Origin of the sequence: Trichocoleus sp. FACHB-591 (assembly GCF_014695845.1) — a bacterium.
Classification (GTDB): domain Bacteria; phylum Cyanobacteriota; class Cyanobacteriia; order FACHB-46; family FACHB-46; genus Trichocoleus.
The window spans coordinates 131,467-149,561 of record NZ_JACJPA010000114.1 but is presented as its reverse complement, the minus strand read 5'-3'; the positions used below and the strand labels follow the sequence as shown (position 1 = coordinate 149,561).

The 18,095-nt window shown below is 46.5% G+C and carries 15 protein-coding genes; 8 read left to right on the top strand and 7 right to left on the bottom strand.

What is annotated here, in order from left to right; genetic code table 11:
- The first annotated feature begins 192 nt into the window (after nt 1-192).
- The 5 genes from acnB (at nt 193) to H6F90_RS26085 (ending at nt 7,339) form a co-directional block, all read left to right on the top strand.
- The gene (gene acnB / locus H6F90_RS26105; protein WP_190554959.1) at nt 193-2,802 is read left to right on the top strand and encodes a bifunctional aconitate hydratase 2/2-methylisocitrate dehydratase; all 2,610 of its coding nucleotides are present in this window, start codon (nt 193-195) and stop codon (nt 2,800-2,802) included.
- A gap of 148 nt (nt 2,803-2,950) precedes the next feature.
- Nucleotides 2,951-4,657 (top strand): AAA family ATPase, encoded by a 1,707-nt coding sequence (locus tag H6F90_RS31640; protein ID WP_199296180.1) that lies wholly within the window; start codon nt 2,951-2,953, stop codon nt 4,655-4,657.
- Between the two features lie 74 nt (nt 4,658-4,731).
- Nucleotides 4,732-5,250: a 2-amino-4-hydroxy-6-hydroxymethyldihydropteridine diphosphokinase gene (folK, locus tag H6F90_RS26095; RefSeq protein ID WP_190554958.1), complete on the top strand. Its 519-nt coding sequence runs from the start codon at nt 4,732-4,734 to the stop codon at nt 5,248-5,250.
- A 12-nt stretch (nt 5,251-5,262) separates the two neighbouring features.
- Complete coding sequence (locus H6F90_RS26090; protein WP_190554957.1) at nt 5,263-5,811, top strand: NUDIX hydrolase; 549 nt, start codon at nt 5,263-5,265, stop codon at nt 5,809-5,811.
- A gap of 82 nt (nt 5,812-5,893) precedes the next feature.
- Entirely contained in the window at nt 5,894-7,339 is a 1,446-nt protein-coding gene (locus H6F90_RS26085; RefSeq protein ID WP_190554956.1) for an FAD-binding domain-containing protein, read from the top strand.
- Here H6F90_RS26085 and H6F90_RS26080 read toward each other — a convergent pair.
- The 3 genes from H6F90_RS26080 to H6F90_RS26070 all read right to left on the bottom strand — a co-directional run bounded on the left by H6F90_RS26080 (nt 7,336) and on the right by H6F90_RS26070 (nt 10,302).
- Nucleotides 7,336-8,286, bottom strand: coding sequence for an NAD-dependent epimerase/dehydratase family protein (locus tag H6F90_RS26080; RefSeq protein ID WP_190554955.1), 951 nt, complete (start codon nt 8,284-8,286; stop codon nt 7,336-7,338). The genes H6F90_RS26085 and H6F90_RS26080 overlap by 4 nt on opposite strands.
- An 83-nt stretch (nt 8,287-8,369) precedes the next feature.
- Nucleotides 8,370-9,287 (bottom strand): Npun_R2821/Npun_R2822 family protein, encoded by a 918-nt coding sequence (locus tag H6F90_RS26075; RefSeq protein ID WP_190554954.1) that lies wholly within the window; start codon nt 9,285-9,287, stop codon nt 8,370-8,372.
- 10 nt (nt 9,288-9,297) lie between these two features.
- The gene (locus H6F90_RS26070) at nt 9,298-10,302 is read right to left on the bottom strand and encodes an Npun_R2821/Npun_R2822 family protein (RefSeq protein WP_190433564.1); all 1,005 of its coding nucleotides are present in this window, start codon (nt 10,300-10,302) and stop codon (nt 9,298-9,300) included.
- 378 nt (nt 10,303-10,680) lie between these two features.
- Between H6F90_RS26070 and H6F90_RS26065 the strand changes: the two genes are divergently transcribed.
- Both H6F90_RS26065 and H6F90_RS26060 read left to right on the top strand, forming a co-directional pair.
- Nucleotides 10,681-11,625, top strand: coding sequence for a hypothetical protein (locus H6F90_RS26065; RefSeq protein WP_190554953.1), 945 nt, complete (start codon nt 10,681-10,683; stop codon nt 11,623-11,625).
- 112 nt (nt 11,626-11,737) lie between these two features.
- Nucleotides 11,738-12,712, top strand: coding sequence for an Npun_R2821/Npun_R2822 family protein (locus H6F90_RS26060; protein WP_190554952.1), 975 nt, complete (start codon nt 11,738-11,740; stop codon nt 12,710-12,712).
- A gap of 131 nt (nt 12,713-12,843) precedes the next feature.
- On the opposite strand, the gene H6F90_RS26055 is transcribed toward H6F90_RS26060, so the two are convergent.
- The 4 genes from H6F90_RS26055 to H6F90_RS26040 all read right to left on the bottom strand — a co-directional run bounded on the left by H6F90_RS26055 (nt 12,844) and on the right by H6F90_RS26040 (nt 17,847).
- Nucleotides 12,844-14,850, bottom strand: coding sequence for an ABC transporter ATP-binding protein (locus H6F90_RS26055; RefSeq protein WP_190554951.1), 2,007 nt, complete (start codon nt 14,848-14,850; stop codon nt 12,844-12,846).
- 274 nt (nt 14,851-15,124) lie between these two features.
- On the bottom strand, nt 15,125-15,871 hold the full coding sequence (locus tag H6F90_RS26050) for an NUDIX domain-containing protein (protein WP_190554950.1): 747 nt from the start codon (nt 15,869-15,871) through the stop codon (nt 15,125-15,127).
- The gene (locus H6F90_RS26045) at nt 15,832-16,431 is read right to left on the bottom strand and encodes a nicotinate-nucleotide adenylyltransferase (protein WP_190554949.1); all 600 of its coding nucleotides are present in this window, start codon (nt 16,429-16,431) and stop codon (nt 15,832-15,834) included. The genes H6F90_RS26050 and H6F90_RS26045 overlap by 40 nt, the downstream gene beginning before the upstream one ends.
- A 66-nt stretch (nt 16,432-16,497) precedes the next feature.
- Nucleotides 16,498-17,847, bottom strand: a complete 1,350-nt coding sequence (locus tag H6F90_RS26040) for a nicotinate phosphoribosyltransferase (RefSeq protein ID WP_370588095.1) — start codon at nt 17,845-17,847, stop codon at nt 16,498-16,500.
- Between the two features lie 39 nt (nt 17,848-17,886).
- On the opposite strand from H6F90_RS26040, the gene H6F90_RS26035 reads away from it, so the two are divergent.
- The gene (locus H6F90_RS26035; protein ID WP_190554948.1) at nt 17,887-18,054 is read left to right on the top strand and encodes a hypothetical protein; all 168 of its coding nucleotides are present in this window, start codon (nt 17,887-17,889) and stop codon (nt 18,052-18,054) included.
- The last annotated feature ends 41 nt before the right edge of the window (nt 18,055-18,095 follow it).

The following is an 18,095-nucleotide window of genomic DNA, read 5'->3' as shown; positions in this document are numbered from 1 at the left end:
CGGTAGCGAAAGTGTGTGCTGCCCATTTCAATATTTGGCTGCTGCCAGTTGTAACTGCCCGATCACTGGGACTTGAGACTTGCTGACCGTATTCCTGCCAACCATTAGGAATTGTGAGTTGGGTTACGCTCTCGATCATCTCTTTGACCTTGCACATCCTCAAAATTTTGCTGATGCCTGGAGACTACTGCAATGCTTGAATCCTATCGCCAACATGTCGCTGAGCGGGCTGCCCTCGGTATTCCACCTTTACCCCTCACACCCCAGCAAACCTCTGAGCTGTGTGACCTCCTGAAACACCCTCCCACTGGAGAAGAAGGAGTTTTACTAGAGCTACTGCGCGATCGCGTTCCTCCGGGTGTCGATCAAGCGGCTTATGTTAAAGCGGGATTTTTGACGGCGATCGCCAAGGGAGAAGCCACAAGTCCTTTAATAAAGGCTGTGGAAGCTGTGAAGCTGTTAGGCACAATGATGGGCGGCTACAATGTGCACTCCTTGATCGAGTTGTTGCAGGTGGACAGTGCCGAGTTGGCAACGGCAGCTACAGCAGCTTTGAGCAAAACCCTGCTCGTTTTCGATGCCTTCCACGACATCCAGGAGTTAGCGACCACCAACGCATACGCTAAGCAAGTGATGGAAGCCTGGGCGAATGCTGAGTGGTTTACCAGTCGTCCGACATTGCCCGAAGCGATTCAAGTGACCGTGTTTAAGGTGCCCGGAGAAACCAACACCGATGACTTGTCTCCGGCGACTCACGCGGCGACTCGTCCTGACATTCCGCTGCATGCTCTGGCAATGCTCGAAACGCGGCAACCCGGATCGCTAGAAACGATCGCCCAACTCAAGCAAAAAGGCCATCCTCTTGCCTATGTTGGGGACGTGGTAGGAACCGGTTCTTCCCGCAAATCAGCGATCAACTCGGTGCTGTGGCACATTGGTCAAGATATTCCGTTTGTGCCCAATAAGCGCAGCGGTGGCTTTGTTCTAGGAAGTGCGATCGCGCCCATTTTCTTTAATACGGCTGAAGACTCCGGTGCCCTACCCATCCAGTGTGATGTAACTCAGATGGAAACTGGCATGGTGATCACGATTCATCCTTATAAAGGAGAGATCACCAATGAAGCAGGGGAAGTGATTTCTACCTTCACGCTGCAACCCGACACGATTTTGGATGAAGTGAGGGCAGGGGGACGCATTCCGCTGATTATTGGGCGATCGCTCACCGACAAAACCCGCACCGCTTTGGGACTTGAACCCAGCACGGTTTTTGTGCGACCCAATGCCCCGGTTGATACAGGCAAAGGCTATACCTTGGCCCAAAAGATGGTTGGTAAGGCTTGTGGTCTGCCCGGTGTGCGTCCTGGTACCTCATGCGAACCTTTAATGACCAGCGTCGGCTCCCAAGATACCACTGGCCCGATGACTCGTGATGAGCTGAAAGAGCTGGCTTGTCTGGGTTTCAGTGCTGACTTGGTGATGCAAAGCTTCTGTCATACCGCCGCCTATCCCAAGCCTGCCGATATCAAAACTCACCACGAATTACCCGACTTTATTTCCTCTCGCGGTGGGGTAGCTCTACGTCCGGGAGATGGCATTATTCACTCCTGGCTGAACCGGATGCTGCTACCGGACACCGTAGGTACCGGAGGTGACTCCCATACTCGCTTTCCCCTTGGCATTTCCTTCCCGGCGGGTTCTGGCTTAGTGGCCTTTGCTGCTGCCTTAGGCGTGATGCCCTTGGATATGCCTGAGTCTGTGTTGGTCCGCTTCAAGGGTGAACTGCAACCAGGCGTGACACTGCGCGACTTGGTGAATGCGATTCCTTATGTAGCGATCCAACAAGGGTTATTGACGGTTTCCAAGGAGAACAAGAAGAACATCTTCTCTGGACGGATCATGGAAATCGAAGGATTGCCCGACCTCAAGGTGGAGCAAGCCTTTGAGCTAACAGATGCGACTGCGGAGCGCTCCTGTGCGGGCTGCACGATCAAACTCAGTACTGAAACCGTGGCTGAGTACTTGCGGTCGAACGTGGCACTGCTGAAGAACATGGCGGCGCGTGGATACCAAGATGCTCGCACGATTATGCGGCGAGTCGCCAAGATGGAAGAGTGGCTAGCCAACCCAGCGCTAATGGAAGCGGATGCAGATGCTGAGTACGCCGCCATCATTGAGATTGACCTCAACGAAATCAAAGAACCGATCGTCGCTGCACCCAACGACCCAGACAATGTGAAGCTGCTGTCGGACGTGGCGGGAGACAAAATTGATGAGGTATTCATCGGTTCCTGCATGACCAATATTGGTCACTATCGCGCTGCTGCCAAAGTGCTAGAAGGTGCGCCTCCGGTGAATACTCGCCTGTGGGTTGCGCCTCCCACTCGGATGGATGAGCACCAACTGAAGGAAGAAGGGGTTTACAGTACCTTTGGGGTGGCAGGCGCTAGAACTGAGGTGCCTGGTTGCTCGCTGTGCATGGGGAACCAAGCCCGTGTGGCCGACAACACAACGGTCTTCTCGACTTCTACCCGCAATTTCAACAACCGCATGGGTAAAGGAGCGCAAGTCTATCTCGGCTCGGCGGAACTCGCTGCCGTCTGTGCCCTCCTCGGTCGGATTCCCTCGGTGCAGGAATACCTAGACATTGTGGCAAGCAAGATCAATCCGTTCGCAGACAATCTCTACCGCTACCTTAACTTTGACCAAATTGCTGGTTTTGAAGACGAAGGCCGCGTAATTCCCCTAGAGGAAATGCCCAGAATTGAAGACATCCTAGGTATGCCAACCGCCGCAGCACGTTAGTTAATAGTGCACTTTAGCAGGGAAAAATAATCTTAATAGCCTCTTCTCACTTAGCAGAAGGGGCTTTACTATTGCTAGCTAAATCTTGAGTTAGCATGGCCAGAAATGTCACCTGCTTGTTAGCCCCTATACCAAGAGGAGAAATGCTGTGAATACTAATGAGCTTTCGCAAGAGGTCAATGTTGTATATAACGCTTTTTCTCCGTTACTTGAGCTAACAGGGAATGATTTTGAGAATCTTTTAGTAGTAGACTTGGCCAAGATAGGCATAATTTGTGGGTTTAGTGATGGTGAATTTGACCATAAAGAACTGTATGTCTATTCACTAATGTTAGGGCTGGTGAGAAAAAGCCAAGACATTTTATCTGAACTATATTGGTGGGATTCTTCAAAAGAGGTAAGAGATGTTTACGAAAAAACAGTTTTGGATTTATTTGAGAGAGTAGCTGAAAATAATGCTTATGAATTTTATATACCCTCTGTAATCAGAAGTATTGACAAAAATAATGGAACTAATTTCTTTGATCCGTTCGTTAATGCCATGTACAGGTTTGCTCAAGTTATCGTCAAAGCAGATGGAACAGTTTCAGCAAAAGAAATAGAGTCATTAAAGTTAGTTTGGTACTTATTAAATAAAGAAGAGGATATTGAAATTCAAGAAGAGGAAGTCAGTCTTACTTCTGAATTTGAGGAAGAAAGTTTAGATGAGGTATTGAGCCACCTTAGCGAACTCATTGGCATGCAAAACGTGAAAGATGAAGTAGAAAGCTTAGCCAACTTCCTTAAGATTCAAAAGGTTCGGCTGGAAAGAGGAATGATAAAAACGCCTTTATCACTCCACGCTGTCTTTTGCGGGCCACCGGGAACTGGAAAGACTACAGTTGCACGATTACTTGGCAAAGTTTACAAAAGCTTAGGTTTACTAGATAAAGGACATCTTGTAGAAACTGATAGAGCAGGGTTAGTCGCTGGATATGTTGGACATACCGCGCTGAAAGTTAAAGAATTAGTAGATTCGGCTTTAGATGGTGTGCTTTTTATTGATGAAGCTTACACCCTAAAACCACATGAAGGAACTAATGACTTTGGTCAGGAAGCTATAGATACACTGCTTAAATATATGGAGGATTATAGAGACAGGCTGGTAGTAGTGGTTGCTGGCTATCCTGATGAAATGACTAGGTTTATAGAATCGAACCCTGGACTTAAGTCAAGATTTAACCGATATTTTTATTTTCAAAATTATACTCCTGATGAACTATTAGCAATGTTTGAGCAACGTTGCTTTAATAGTCACCTTCAGTTAACTAATGCAGCTAGAGAAAGCTTAAAAAACACGTTCAATATTCTATACACGAATAGAGACAGAATGTTTGGAAATGGAAGGTTAGTGAGAAATATTTTTGAGAAAGTTCTAGAAAAACAAGCTAATAGAATTGCTCGAATACCTTCAATTACAGATGCTCTATTAGCCACAATACAGCCGGAAGATATACCTTCTCTTGAAAGCCTAGGAATTCATCAACAGAAGCAAGCAACAATATCACCGCCTCAGCAAAACATTTTAGAATTGGCAAAGAAAGGTGATCCACAAGCGATCGCTGCTTTAATGAATCGCTCTCTCAAACCTAAAGGAATTACGGCTAAAGCAAACTTGAAGAATGATTGTTTGCAGGTAATGGTTGAGGCAGAGCAAGTTCCAGAGGTTCAGGCTATGGTATCCCTGATTCAGAAGGGTATGACCAGCTTAGGAGTTGAATCTATTGAAAGAGTAAGGTTATATGGACGGCGTAGAGGGGATGAATTACCGTCTTGGAGCCACGAATTTGACCTCGTTGCCAATCCATTCTCGTAGCTTTTTTACCAGCATTATGTATCTTGCTTTCCTCTTTCGATAACCATAGATACTACTTGCAAAATTAGCTTGAGATGCCGCTATCAAATGTCCCTAACTCCTCCACGCATCCATTGATTCACAGTGCCGCGATCGCTTTGGGCAGCAATTTAGGGAACTCGCAACAAGCTTTAGAATCAGCTTTAGTAGCACTAGACCAGACACCTGGCATTACGCTACAAGCGCGATCGCACTGGTATGTAACTGCCCCGGTTGGCCCGCCTCAACCCGATTTCCTCAATGGCTGTGCCCTGCTCACTACCACGCTGACCCCGCAAACATTACTCGCGACTTTATTAGAGATAGAACAGCAATTTGGACGAGTCAGACGGGAACGGTGGGGGCCGCGATCGCTCGACCTCGACTTGTTATTTTTTGATGATTTAATTTTGGAGACTGACACCCTCACCCTGCCACATCCCCGCATGAGCGAACGGGCCTTTGTGCTTGTACCTCTGGCCGAAATTGCCCCTGATTGGTTGGAGCCAGTTTCTCGAAAAGCGATCGCAGATTTGGTTCAGGCGGTAGACTGTTCAGGAGTGCGCCGATTGTGAGTCGAGTATCTTATGGGTTTTGGTTCCGAACCCCCACAGCTATTGAAGCAACGCCTCTTCTACCGAGGCCGCAAGTTTAACTTTGAAGTGAACACCCTACGTCTTCCCAACCGAGCGGTAGGAGATTGGGAATGTGTGCGGCACCCCGGTGGAGCACTGGCTGTCCCGGTCACTCCCGATGGCAAACTCATTTTGTTACGGCAATACCGTTTTGCCTTGAAGGGGCGAATTCTAGAGTTTCCAGCGGGCACCATTGAGCCTGACGAAGACCCAGCAGAAACGATTCGGCGCGAAATTGAGGAAGAAACTGGCTATCGCGCTGGTGCTTGGCGGAAGCTAGGAGAATTTTCCTTGGCTCCCGGCTACTCAGACGAGATTATCTACGCTTTTCTGGCCCAAGATTTAGAAAAGTTAGAGACGCCACCTGCCCAAGATGTCGATGAAGACATTGAACTGGTCTTGATGACTCCTGAGGAATTGGAGCAAGCAATTTTGGCGGGACAACCTGTCGATGCTAAGTCAATTTCTAGCTTCTTCTTAGCTCGCCCCTTTCTAACCTAGAGATTGTTAAAGCCTGAGCTAAATCTGACAGAGTTCAGTACAGTAGTACTGAAACACTTCCTTGCAGTTGTAGTAAGCCCGGATGTCTGATCTCATTTTGTTTTGGCACCGTCGTGATTTGCGAATCACAGACAATATTGGGTTGGCCCAAGCACGTCAGCAAAGCCCCAAAGTAATGGGTGTGTTCTGCCTCGACCCCCTTATTTTGGAGCGCAATGATGTTGCTCCCGCCAGAGTCACCTACATGATCGGCAGCTTGCGAGAACTACAAGCAAGTTATGCCCAGGCGGGAAGTGAATTATTGATTCTGCGAGCTGATCCCCGTGTCAGCATTCCTACTTTGGCAGCAGCTCTGAACGTTCAGGCTGTGTTTTGGAATTGGGATATAGAACCCTACGCTCGCCAACGCGATCGCGCTGTTCTAGAAGCGCTCCACGAAAAAGGCATTAAAGCGAGCAACTTCTGGGATCAACTTTTGCATGCGCCGGAGGATATTCGTTCAGGTTCGGGCAACCCTTACACGGTCTACACCCCCTTTTGGAGGAACTGGAGTAGTCGCCCCAAGGCTGAACCTGCAGAACGTCTACAGGGGGCAGTGGGTTTAACGCCAGAGGAAAAAGTAGCGGCTCAACAGGTCGGTGCGATCGCGCTCCCCACCGCTAAAGATTTAGGCTTTGTCTGGGAGAACGAACTGGTTTTGACGCCAGGGGAAACAGCAGCTCAAGAGCGACTGGAAGGATTTTGCGATCGCGCTTTGTCTAACTACGCCGAGCAACGCAATTTTCCTGCTGAAGACGGCACCTCGCAACTCAGCGCGGCACTTAAGTTTGGGGTGCTGGGGGTGCGTCATGTGTGGGCAGCCACTACAGCAGTGATGGAGCAAGCTCGCAGCGACGAAGCTAGAGACGGGGTGCAAACCTGGCGACAAGAACTGGCATGGCGCGAGTTTTACCAGCATGTCTTGTACTTCTTCCCGGAACTAGCTAATGGCCCTTATCGCCAACCCCTCAAAGATTTTCCTTGGCAAAACAACGACGACCACTTGCAAGCTTGGTGCGAAGGCAGAACTGGCTACCCGATCGTGGATGCAGCCATACGGCAGATGAACGAGACAGGCTGGATGCACAACCGTTGTCGCATGATTGTGGCTAACTTCTTAGTCAAAGATTTGATTATCAATTGGCAGGAAGGTGAGAAATACTTCATGCAAAAGCTGTTTGATGGCGATCTCTCGGCCAACAATGGGGGCTGGCAGTGGAGTGCTTCTAGTGGCATGGACCCCAAACCACTGCGGATTTTTAACCCTGCCAGCCAAGCCAAGAAATTTGACCCCGATGGCGCTTACATCCGCCATTGGCTCCCAGAACTGAGAAGCGTGGATACCGAAGATCTACTCAGCGGCAAGATTTTGCCTTTAGAGCGCGATCGCTGCGGCTATCCCGCTCCCGTTGTGGACCACAACAAACAACAAAGCTTATTCAAGCAACTCTATCAACAACAAAAAGCTGGCGTTGGGGTTGAAGCTTAGGCATATAAAGCTTTAATCCATTCCCACTCTCGGGCTAAGCCGTCTGCCAAGGACACTTGAGGTTGATAGCCCAGCAGTTTTTGTGCTTTAGAGACATCAGCGGCTGTATGGCGAGCATCTCCCATTGCCGCTCCAATGTGATTGCGTTTGATGGGTTGGCCCACCACTCGCTCCATAGTGTCGAGGACTTCGGCCAACACAACACGACTGCCTCCACCAATATTGAAGACCTCACCAATGGCTTCCGGAACGCTGCCTGCTGCTAAATTGGCAGCGATCGCATCAGCGACAAACGTGAAGTCGCGAGTTTGCTGGCCATCTCCGTAGACGGGAATCGCTTGGTCTTCCAAAACGGCCTTAAAGAACTTGTGAAAGGCCATATCCGGGCGTTGGCGAGGGCCATAAACCGTGAAGTAGCGCAAAGCGGTAACGGGCACCTCAAAGTTCTGATGATATAACCAACACAAACGCTCCGCCGCTAGCTTTGTAATGCCATAAGGGGAAACGGGTTGCGGGCAAATCGATTCGTAGGTGGGTAAAGTTTCGGCGTTGCCATACACAGATGAAGTGGAGGCAAAAACGAGCCGCTTCAGTTGCTTAGCGTCTTTTGCGGCTTCCAATAAAACTTGCGTGGCATTGATATTCCGCTCGGTGTAACTGCGAAAACCTTCGCCCCAACTAGCTCGGACCCCTGCCTGAGCCGCTTGGTGATAAACCACATCTACCCCATCCAGCAAGGCAGGCCAGTCTAAAGTTTGAATATCTCCTTCTACCAACCGAAAAGCAGAGTGGCTCTCGAAGGAAACAATATTTTTACGCTTCAGTGCAGGATCGTAATAATCATTGAACTGATCGACACCGATAACCTCATGTCCTTGGTTAAGCAGTGCCTCAGCTAAGTGAGAGCCAATAAATCCAGCAGCTCCTGTAACAATATGAATAGCCATATCTTTTAGGGGGTCTCAACAAATGACTTAACTTTCAACTATATCCAGACTCTATCTGGCATTTTATCCAGCCAATTCTAGCTCTATCCTGCGGCTAGCTTTTTAACTTTGTTGGTCAGCTTACGCCAGAAATTAGACTTTTGAGGAGTAGGTGCAGGTTGTTCTGGCTTTGGCTCATGCAAATAGCGGTAATGCTCCCAAATTTCCCAATAAGGACAACCGGGTTGGATGCGAATTCCTGCCCAGTGTATGTATTGCAGGGGTCGATTTACTTTTGAGTCGATCAGGTGATGGTCTTGAACAATGAAGTGAGGGCTACCTGCCCAGTTACCAGGGCCTTTCGGCTCTTGCTGGACAATATTGAGGCGACGCTGCACTCGCTTCAAGATCATGTAGTTAATAATGGGCTGATCGGAAGTCTTCTGAGAAAAGTCAAAATATTCCGGATGAGCGGCACATTCTGCAAAGTTGTTGTATAGATCTTCCTCGGAAAAGAAACCCTTTTTAGCGCCCCAAAAGCCTCCGTTAAACATACCTTTTAGGTCTTTTTCACTAAAGACTTGGTCTTCAATCACTTTTTGAGAAAAAACATTTTTGATTCCACCCGCATGCTGATAATCACAACAGATGAAATCATAATTAGCTAAATAATTCAGGTTGTCACTGATTTTCTCAAAAACAACAATATCGGTATCGATATACAGAAATTCCTCAAAAGGTCCAAACCAGCAAGCTTGTTTGCGAAATTGATTGGGTCTGGCAAAAAACTTTTCCCCAAAGGTTTGTTGGAGTTTGCTGGACAAGCGATCGATGAATTGCAAATCCTCGTAGAGCGTGACGCCATAGTCGCTGTTCAGCTTTGCTGCCACTGTATGATATTGATCGTCGTAGGGGATCATGACAATCGGTATCTCTGGATCATGCAGTCGGATGCTATTGAGCAAGGCGATCGCCTGACTCGTCACTTTGTCGTTTGCAACGATGTAAATGCCACGCTTCATCACTTTTTCCTCAACGAGCTAGTCCAAGTTTCTTCATGACCCGCTTTGTCAAACTCGGCGGCGCGTTGTAAAGCTTTGGTTTGCCTCTAAATTGAGGTTGATTTTCTGGTTCCTGCAAATATCGATAATGCAAGAAAATATCACGATAGGGAAAGTCTATATTTTCTCCATTACAAACTCGGTCGAAAAATTTAGAAGACAAGCCAATGTAATGTAGATAAGTTAGCTGTGCATTCTTGTCATACAAAACATGATTCTGGTCGACAAAATGGCTAGAGGTGATTGCGTTGCCAGAAATCTGGTCTTTTGGTAAATTCAATGCCAAGTTGTGAATGGGAATCTGCGATCGCATCACCAGATAATTCAATACAGATTGGTTAGGAGCAGACATATAGAGAATTTCTGATTCGCCCGCTTGCAATTGAGACACTAACCAAGCTCGTTGATCTTGATCTAATAATCCTCGTTTAGATGCATACATTCCAGCACAGAAAATTTCGGAGCGAATTCTAGATTCTGGAAAGACTTCGTTGAGTTTAGGCGATCGCAAATTATAAATATGATCAGGGCTCTTATACTGAAAATCGTAAACTACAAAATCATGAGTATCTAAAGCCCCAAAAACGTTTTGCAAAGAATTCATCACTAGCACATCAGCATCTAAGTAGATGAATCTGTCAAAAGGCGCTTCTGGATCAAAAGCACAATATCGTCGATTCATTCCTAGACGGTATACCCCTGAAATGCCCTGCTTTTGCCAAGTTTGAAGCGCAGTTGGATGAGCCGACCAAATATTTCTTGAAAAGTCTTCCCACCGAGAAAACAAATGAGGATCTTCTAGAAGCGTGACATTCTTTCTGGAGGCAATTTCTGCCCGCACTCGCTCAACTCGCTCATCATAAGCAATGATACAAACTGGTATCTCGCTACCAACATTAGCTTCAATGCTGTTTAAAAGAGCAACTAACTGGTTATACACCACGTCGTTAGCAAGGGTATAGATACCATCTACCATCGAACTCTCCACTCACGCTGGCTTGATTGTAATGCAGGGGCACTCATGTATCTTCCGCGATTTACGGTGAAATCCGTTAATCTACAGATCAAAATTCTGGTTGCTAACGAGCACGAGTCCTCTAAACCCTACTAACAAGAGCCTGAAATTGCAAACTGTCTAAGATGAATCACCCGTATTTTCAAGGATTCTTCTCAAAAACCTTAAGCGACTTTATAGTTTCTTTGCAGTGTGTCCTTTAGGCTGTTGGTTGGGCTTTCAGCTTCTAACTCAGATGGATACGCCCCTATTAAAATCAAGGACAGAAGCACGGCTTTTAGCAGATCCGCCGCTCTAGTCGTTCTCAAATTCCATGTAAGTTAAGGAAAGGAAAGATTAATGGCATCTCCTACTTGCTCATTATCCATACTGGCTGCGCGGACTGATGTTCCCTTCATGATGCACACCATTCCTCATTTAGTCAGGACTTGCAACTTTCCTTTCACTCAGCGCCTACTCGCCATTGATACAGCTCCCCTCTCTGGTGATAAAGTGGGTCGCCCCGGAATTGGTAGCCAGGAGGAGGTCCGAGCCAATTGTGATCAATTACTCAAGTCAGGGGTAGTTGATACGGTATCCGATATTGATTACTCGGAAGCCTACCATAACCGAGTGTATGCCAAACATTTTGGCCGTCGCATCCGCCAAACCCATAACTATAAGGGATATCCCATTCTAGGTACCCTATTCAAGATTGAGGAAGCTAAAACTGACTACGTCCTCCATTTTGATAGTGACATGATGCTTTACCAAGCTCCGGGATATAGCTGGATCGAGGAAGGCATGGAACTGATACAAAAACATCCTGAGATTATGGCCATTCGCCCGCTAGCAGGTCCACCGACAATGGATGGTAGCTTGTATCAGCAGGTGCCCTATGAGCGCGATCCCAATGGTTTTTATCGCTTCAAATTCTTCAGTAGCCGAGCTTACTTAATTAATGTCAAGCGTTTTGAGGAATTGCTACCATTACCTATTCTGTGGCGATCGTACAGAAACAACGTTCTCAACCAATTACCCAACACTGTTAAAACCACTCTTAATTATTTCACTGGCAAAAATGCTCTAGACTCCTGGGAAATTATGGTTTCCAAGAGAATTGAGAACACTACGTATGTGCGAGCTGTCATTGACTCTCCCAAGGCTTGGACTGTTCACCCGAAGGATCGGGGTCCAGAATTTATTGCAGCTCTACCCCAGCTAATTGAAAAGATTGAAGCAGGTTGGTACCCGCCAGAGCAAGCAGGGCACTACGACTTACAATTCAAGGCTTGGCTTTCATAGAAGAACTGTGTAGCTGTTACAGCAAAATCATTTCTATCTTTAGCAGGCATTCTGATTTTAAGGAAGCTACTATGCTCCTTTAAGGAGCCAACTCTAAATGGGAGGTTGAATTGTGCAACAAGGTATTTACGTAGTAGCAAACAATAATGTCTACGATCAGTTGGTTGCTTTGCTTAATAGTATTGAAGCCAACTACAGTCGAGACATACCGATTTGTGTAATTCCTTATAACAACGATATCGACTTGATTAAAAAAGAGATTGTCAAGAGAAAAAATGTCTCTTTATTTGAGAATCAAGCAATTATTGAGAAGTGGGAAAGATTTGTCAACAAGGTGCAAACCTTATACTATGACTATCCTCATAAAATAGGAAATAAGCAAAAGAAGGCTCAAAAAGTTCAACACAGTAGAAAATATTGTGCGTTTGATGGGGAGTTCGATAAATTTATTTTTATTGATTGCGATACGTTAGTTTTTCGTCCCCTCAATCACATCTTTCAAAAGCTGGATGACTACGATTTCATAGTGCATGATTTTCAAAGAAAGACTTCTAGCAACAAAAACACGATTGATAGTTTTATAGAAGTTTTCCAAGATTCGTATGGATCGACAGATGTCCTCTCACGCTACTTTCACTGTAGTGGTTTCTGGGGGGCGAAGCGAGGTGCGATCACAGAGCTTGACCTAGAAGTGTTTCTTCAGGATTTGGCATCTGGTGAAATCAGAATTTTTGGAGACAAGCTGAGTGAGCAACGTCTGCTTAATTATATGACTTTAAAGAAGCTATTTAAGCCTTACAATTTAACGTTTGATGGTGATTCAGAATATTGCACAGGAGTATGTGTTACCTCCAAACATTTTGAGGAAAAGCAAAATATTTTGTACGACAAAGGCAAAAGACTAACCTACTTACATTACATGGGAGTTAGTAATGAGCTTTTTGGTCAACTCTGTGAATGGCAAAAAAGTAAAATTCCGTTCAAGAATGCACTCTTGCCGATTACAGACAAGCTGTTTGATCGCAAGATTAGCAGCATTCCATACAAGGATGTATTTGTACATTACAGATTTCTTCATGAGGCATGAGGAAGTGAAGCTAAAAAAGAACAGGTCATTGGCGTAAAAAACTACAATGACCTGCTCTCTCAAAAAGCTATTCTTATCGGAAAACAGGATGATTTAGTAATAGTGCACAGAAGCCTTTAGCTATTACAGGCTTACACCTTAGCTTCTTCTTCAAGAGACTCTAAGGTTTGCAGTAGTTTAACGGCTGAATAGTAAGCCTCTTCAGTCAGTTCACTCGCTTCTTCTGAGTTTTCTGCCATTCCATCAACAACCAGCTTTAGAGAACCAATCATGGAATTCAGGCGGCTGCGAATTTCGTAAGAGGTTTTAGAGACAGCAGTATGTTTGCTGAGTTTAAGCGCTTCTTGCGTGTCTTCCGAAAACTGCATCAAGCATAGGCGCGCATAATAGCCACCTTGCTTCAACAGTTCCTCATGGGAGCCCAGCTCTACAACAGAGCCTTTGTCCATCACTGCAATTTGGTCAGCCTTCTGCACCGTAGAGAGACGGTGAGCGATGACAATCGTGGTGCGATCGCGGCTTAATTCATCAATAGCTTGCTGTACAAGGCGCTCTGATACTGTATCCAAGGCGCTAGTAGCTTCATCCAAGACCAAAATCTCTGGGTTCCGCAGTAAAGCCCGAGCAATCGCGAGCCGTTGGCGCTGACCGCCAGAGAGCAAAATGCCGCGATCGCCAAGAGGCGTATCAAAGCCTTGAGGTAGCTGCAAAATAAACTCGTGAGCATTAGATCGCTTGGCCGCCTCAATGACATCCTCGTCAGTGGCATCTGCTTTGCCGTAGGCAATATTGTTGCGAACTGAATCGTTAAATAAGAAGGTGTCTTGACTGACGATTCCCATTGACTGTCGGAGCGATCGGAGGTTGAACTCTCGCAAATCTTGGTCGTCTAGTGTAATGCGGCCTTCGGTGGGATCGTAGAACCGAGGTAGCAAATCGACAAGCGTTGATTTACCTGCACCTGAGGCTCCTACCAAGGCTAAGGTAGTTCCTCTGGGAACCCAGAGATCTACATTTTTGAGTACCAAGCTGCTGCGGCTTGGATAGCCAAATGATACATTCTCAAACCGAATCCCTTTCTCCAGTTTGCTGTAGAGTAACGAGCCATTCTTCATGAATGGTTTGTTGTCACGACGCAGAAAATCACTCACACTTTCAACACTCGCCGAAGCATTGGCAAATCCATTGCGAGCGCCGTTTAATTGACCAACGACGGGGAGTAATCGAAAGAGGATAAAGAGATAGGTTAGTAATACAGCGGAGACCGCTTCTAGCTGTTGAAAGAAGAAGGTTCGACCTAGAAATAGAATGGTTAAAACAGCGATGATGCCAGACATTTCATTGACTGGTGCGATCGCTGAAGAGTTAGCTTGAGATTGGAATTCGGCCTTCTCTCGGACTAGAATTAAGTCTTCTAATTGTTTGTATTCTTTTTCTTCATTGCCAGCAGCTTTAATCAGTCGAATCCCTGTCAGGATATCTATGAGGCGACTCGTGTAAATACGGGCAATCTCAGTTAAGGTACGACCAAACTCTTTAGATCGGCGGATCCAAAATTGATTAACTAAAATAACTAGTGAAAGCAGGAACGTAGAAGCTAGGGTCAGTTCCCAAGATATTGATAAGAGAATGCCAACAAATACTAAAATAGTAGTAGTTGTTGAAATAAGCTGAAAGATAATTTGAACTGAGCGAGCAGTTCGGCTAACCTCGTTACCAATTCGGTTAGTAATGTCCCCAACCTTAATTCGGCTATAGAAATCCAGATCGACTTCTAAGAGAATTCTTAGCCCTTCTTTTCTCAAATCATTCACTAACAATCTAGCTAAATGACCTGAGGATAGAGAATTGATGTATCCAATTACATTCTTGAGACCAATAGCAAATAGAATTGCTCCCAACATTAAAATCAGACGATATTGTTCAGGTGCGCCACTGAACATGCCCATAATTTTTTGAATTACGGGTGGTCCGCCTTGCAGAACTACGTCTTGGCCTAGAAAACTCAAGACTACGGGCACAATTAGAGTCGTGCTGACACCATTAAACAGGGCTCCAGAAAAACCCAATACTATGGTGATGACATTCCAAAGTGGGTATCGGAGAGCGTACTTTATCAGTAGTTGATTGGGAGACATTCAGTGTTTCTTGTTTGTTTCCTGCTAATGGTTTCTAACTAGTAGCAAATAAACTTAGTGTTTTTAATAACTAAAGTTACTATTATTGCATTAAAAGTCGTCCTCAAATTTTTTACAATATATTTTTATTATCGAAACCTCCCAGCTTTTGACCCTCATTGGTTTATAAGATTTAGTTTATTCCGCTATATGTTAGTCAATCTATTTCAGTGATTAGATACGTTCTAGGTATTGCTTTACGTAGTCTTTAAGGCTTTGTAAATATTATGTAAAGTTAAATGAACACCAGCGGTTTGTCCTTGAACGGAGTAAAAGCATTGGCATCAAAGCGGTAGAGGCTGGCAGGGCGTCCTGCTCCCCGTGACACTTTGATGCCAGTGTCATGGAGGAAGCCAAGCTTGAGTAAACGAGAGCGAAAATTGGAGTAGTCTGAAAAATTTTCTCCCAGCACGGTTGTGTAGAGTTGATAGAGGTCGTTGAGTGTAAATACGTCTGGTAGCACCTCAAAAGCTACTGGGCTGTATTCCAATTTGTTGCGCAGTCGTTGATATCCATATTTCAGAATTTGGTTGTGATCGAAGGCTAGTTGGGGTGCTTGTTCGAGCGGATACCAAGCAATGCCACTCACCCCATTAGCGATCAGTTCAGCATCTTCAAACCGTACTAGGGCAAAGTAGCTGACTGAGAGGTAACGCACTCCATAACTGTCAGGTGATTCTCTAGGATCGCGACCTGGTTCTCCAAAGGTGTAGAGCTGTTCTAGGTAAAGGTTCCTGACACGAATTTTTTCGGCCAGAATTCGATAGGCAGCGTCCTCTAAAGATTCTCCTTGCCGCACTAAGGTTCCTGGCAAACACCATTGGCCGAGGAAAGGTTCCTCTTGGCGCATTACTAATAAGGCTAGCAGCCGATTCTGAGCTGTATCGACTGAAAAAATGACGTTGTCTACTCCAACTTTGAAGTCCGCCAATGCTGGTTGGGCTACCGGATCTGCACTCTTTTTGGGGCGGTTTCCTGGCATGCGTACAATTGCTCTTGATGAATATAAGCTTCAACGGTCGGGGATAATGCTTCTGCGTGGCCTGCTTCCCGATAGGCGGTGGAAGAAATGGCAGGTCCAGTCAAATTAGCGATCGCAATTTTGGCACCAAGCTGCCTCAACTCCGCCAAATCATTATCCTTTAGAGGGTAACCTGGGCGAGGAATAACCAACAGCTTGACTTGTTGCAGTAGGTCTTCTACTCGGTACCAAGTGGGCAGTTGGGCAACTAAATCTGCACCGATTGTAAAGGTGAGGTGGGCATCAGGCCATTGCTGCTGCGCCTGTTGAACGGTGATTAAAGCACGAGAACTGCTGAGTTCTGGGTGCAAGCTGATATTGCGTCGTGGCGGTTCAATATCTTGAATCAAGAGCTGGAGCATAGCGCTTCGATGCTCTAGAGGCGTTTGATGAGATTTGAAAGGATTATTAGAAGCCCAGACGGCCACATAGTCGAACTGTTGAGATAACCAACCCAGGATGGCTTGATGTCCGGCGGTGGGTGGATCAGCACTGGTGCCAAAGAGCGCAATGTTCGGCATAGGTTAAGTTGCCAACGGGATAGGTGAGTTGTAAGAACAGGCAAGTTGACGGAGAGAATCTAATCGTTACGGTCGAGCGTGGCGGGTTTGATCCGTTAGCTCTAGGAGGGGAGCGGAAATTTCTAGAGGTGGGGGTGATGGGCACTGGAGGCGACGTAACTCGGCGGGCAAACTCGCGACAGAGGCGCTGGTGCGCTCTACGATCGCCTCTAAGGATTCGAGTGACTGCAAGCGCTCCCCTTGTTTAAAGACGGGTTGTAACAACGGTTGTTCATGATTAGGCATTTCTGTGATCAACCCTAAGCGATCGCTGTGGATTTGTCCGTGTTCAAAGCAGCGAAAAATTTGCTTGCGTCCAGGATAAGTTAGCTTACCGCTAGCCTCTTTCATAACTGGCCGACCATCCAGTTCGACGAGCTTATAAACTCCATTGACAGGCTCTCCAGTGACTAAGCGGGTGCCTAAACCGTAGCCATCAATGCAAGCACCTGCGGCTCGTAATTCTGCAATTTTCCACTCATCTAGATCTCCGCTGGCAAAAATGGGTACGCCCGGAAGCCGCGATCGCACTTGCTGAGAAAGGGTAACCAAATCTCCAGAGTCAATTCGTACCCCTTCTAACGTCAGGGTGCCAGCTTCGACTTGCTGAGCGAGTTGATCGGCAGCGGCGATCGTGTTGTAAGTGTCAATTAACAAAGGAGCCCCCGGAAAGTAGCGGTGAAAGGCCGTAAACGCTTCCATTTCGCTTCCTTGGAGGGTTGCCAAAGCCATGACTAAGGAATGAGCCATCGTCCCAGCGGGTTGACGACCGAGCTGGAGGGCCGCCAGCACATTAGAAGTAGCATCTAACCCAGCAGCTAAAGCGGCTCTTGCCGCCCAGAGTGCTGCCTGAGGGCTAAAAGCCCGACGAGTACCAAATTCCAATAGCACCGCTTGTGGACCCGCCGCATCTCGCAGCCGGGCGGCGCGAGTGGCAATGAGTGTTTGGTAATTCAGCACATTTAAGAGATAGGTTTCCACAATTTGGGCTTGCCACAAGGGAGCTTCTACCCTTAAAAGCGGTTCGTTAGCAAAAACAACGGTCCCTTCTGGGACAGCCCAGACATCTCCGGTAAAGCGGGCAGTTTCTAGTAGGGTCCAGAAGCGATCGGGAGCTTGGCTAAAAATTTCACTGGCTTTTAGGGCTGCAATTTGTGTCGGACTAAATTTGAGCTTCTCTAAGTACTCCAATGCTTGCGCCAAACCCATCGCCACCAAATAGCCAAAATTTTCTGGCAAGCGTCGCACAGTGAGCTCAAAACTAGCCCGACGTTGCTCAATGCTTTCTCCGACATAGCAAGCCGACATAGTGAGCTGGTAAAGATCGGTCAGCAAACTATAATCTTCTGGCTGTAGCGTTAGTTCTAAATGGGTCACATTTTCTCCTAGACCAGCAAAATTTTCAGGTTTGATCTTTTGCCAAGGCAGCAACTCTACAACCAACCTCCTAAGTTGCCTCAACTCAGCAATTTAGCCATTTTTTTCAACACCTTTCCCCAACGAGTTGCTAATTGGCGTGTCAGTTACGGCATTCAAGGTGCTTCTACCACGACTATTCTTGTCGTCCCAGAGCCTTTGTTCTAATTATAGTCAAACTTACCAAAATTAGATAAAGCTTCTGCTAA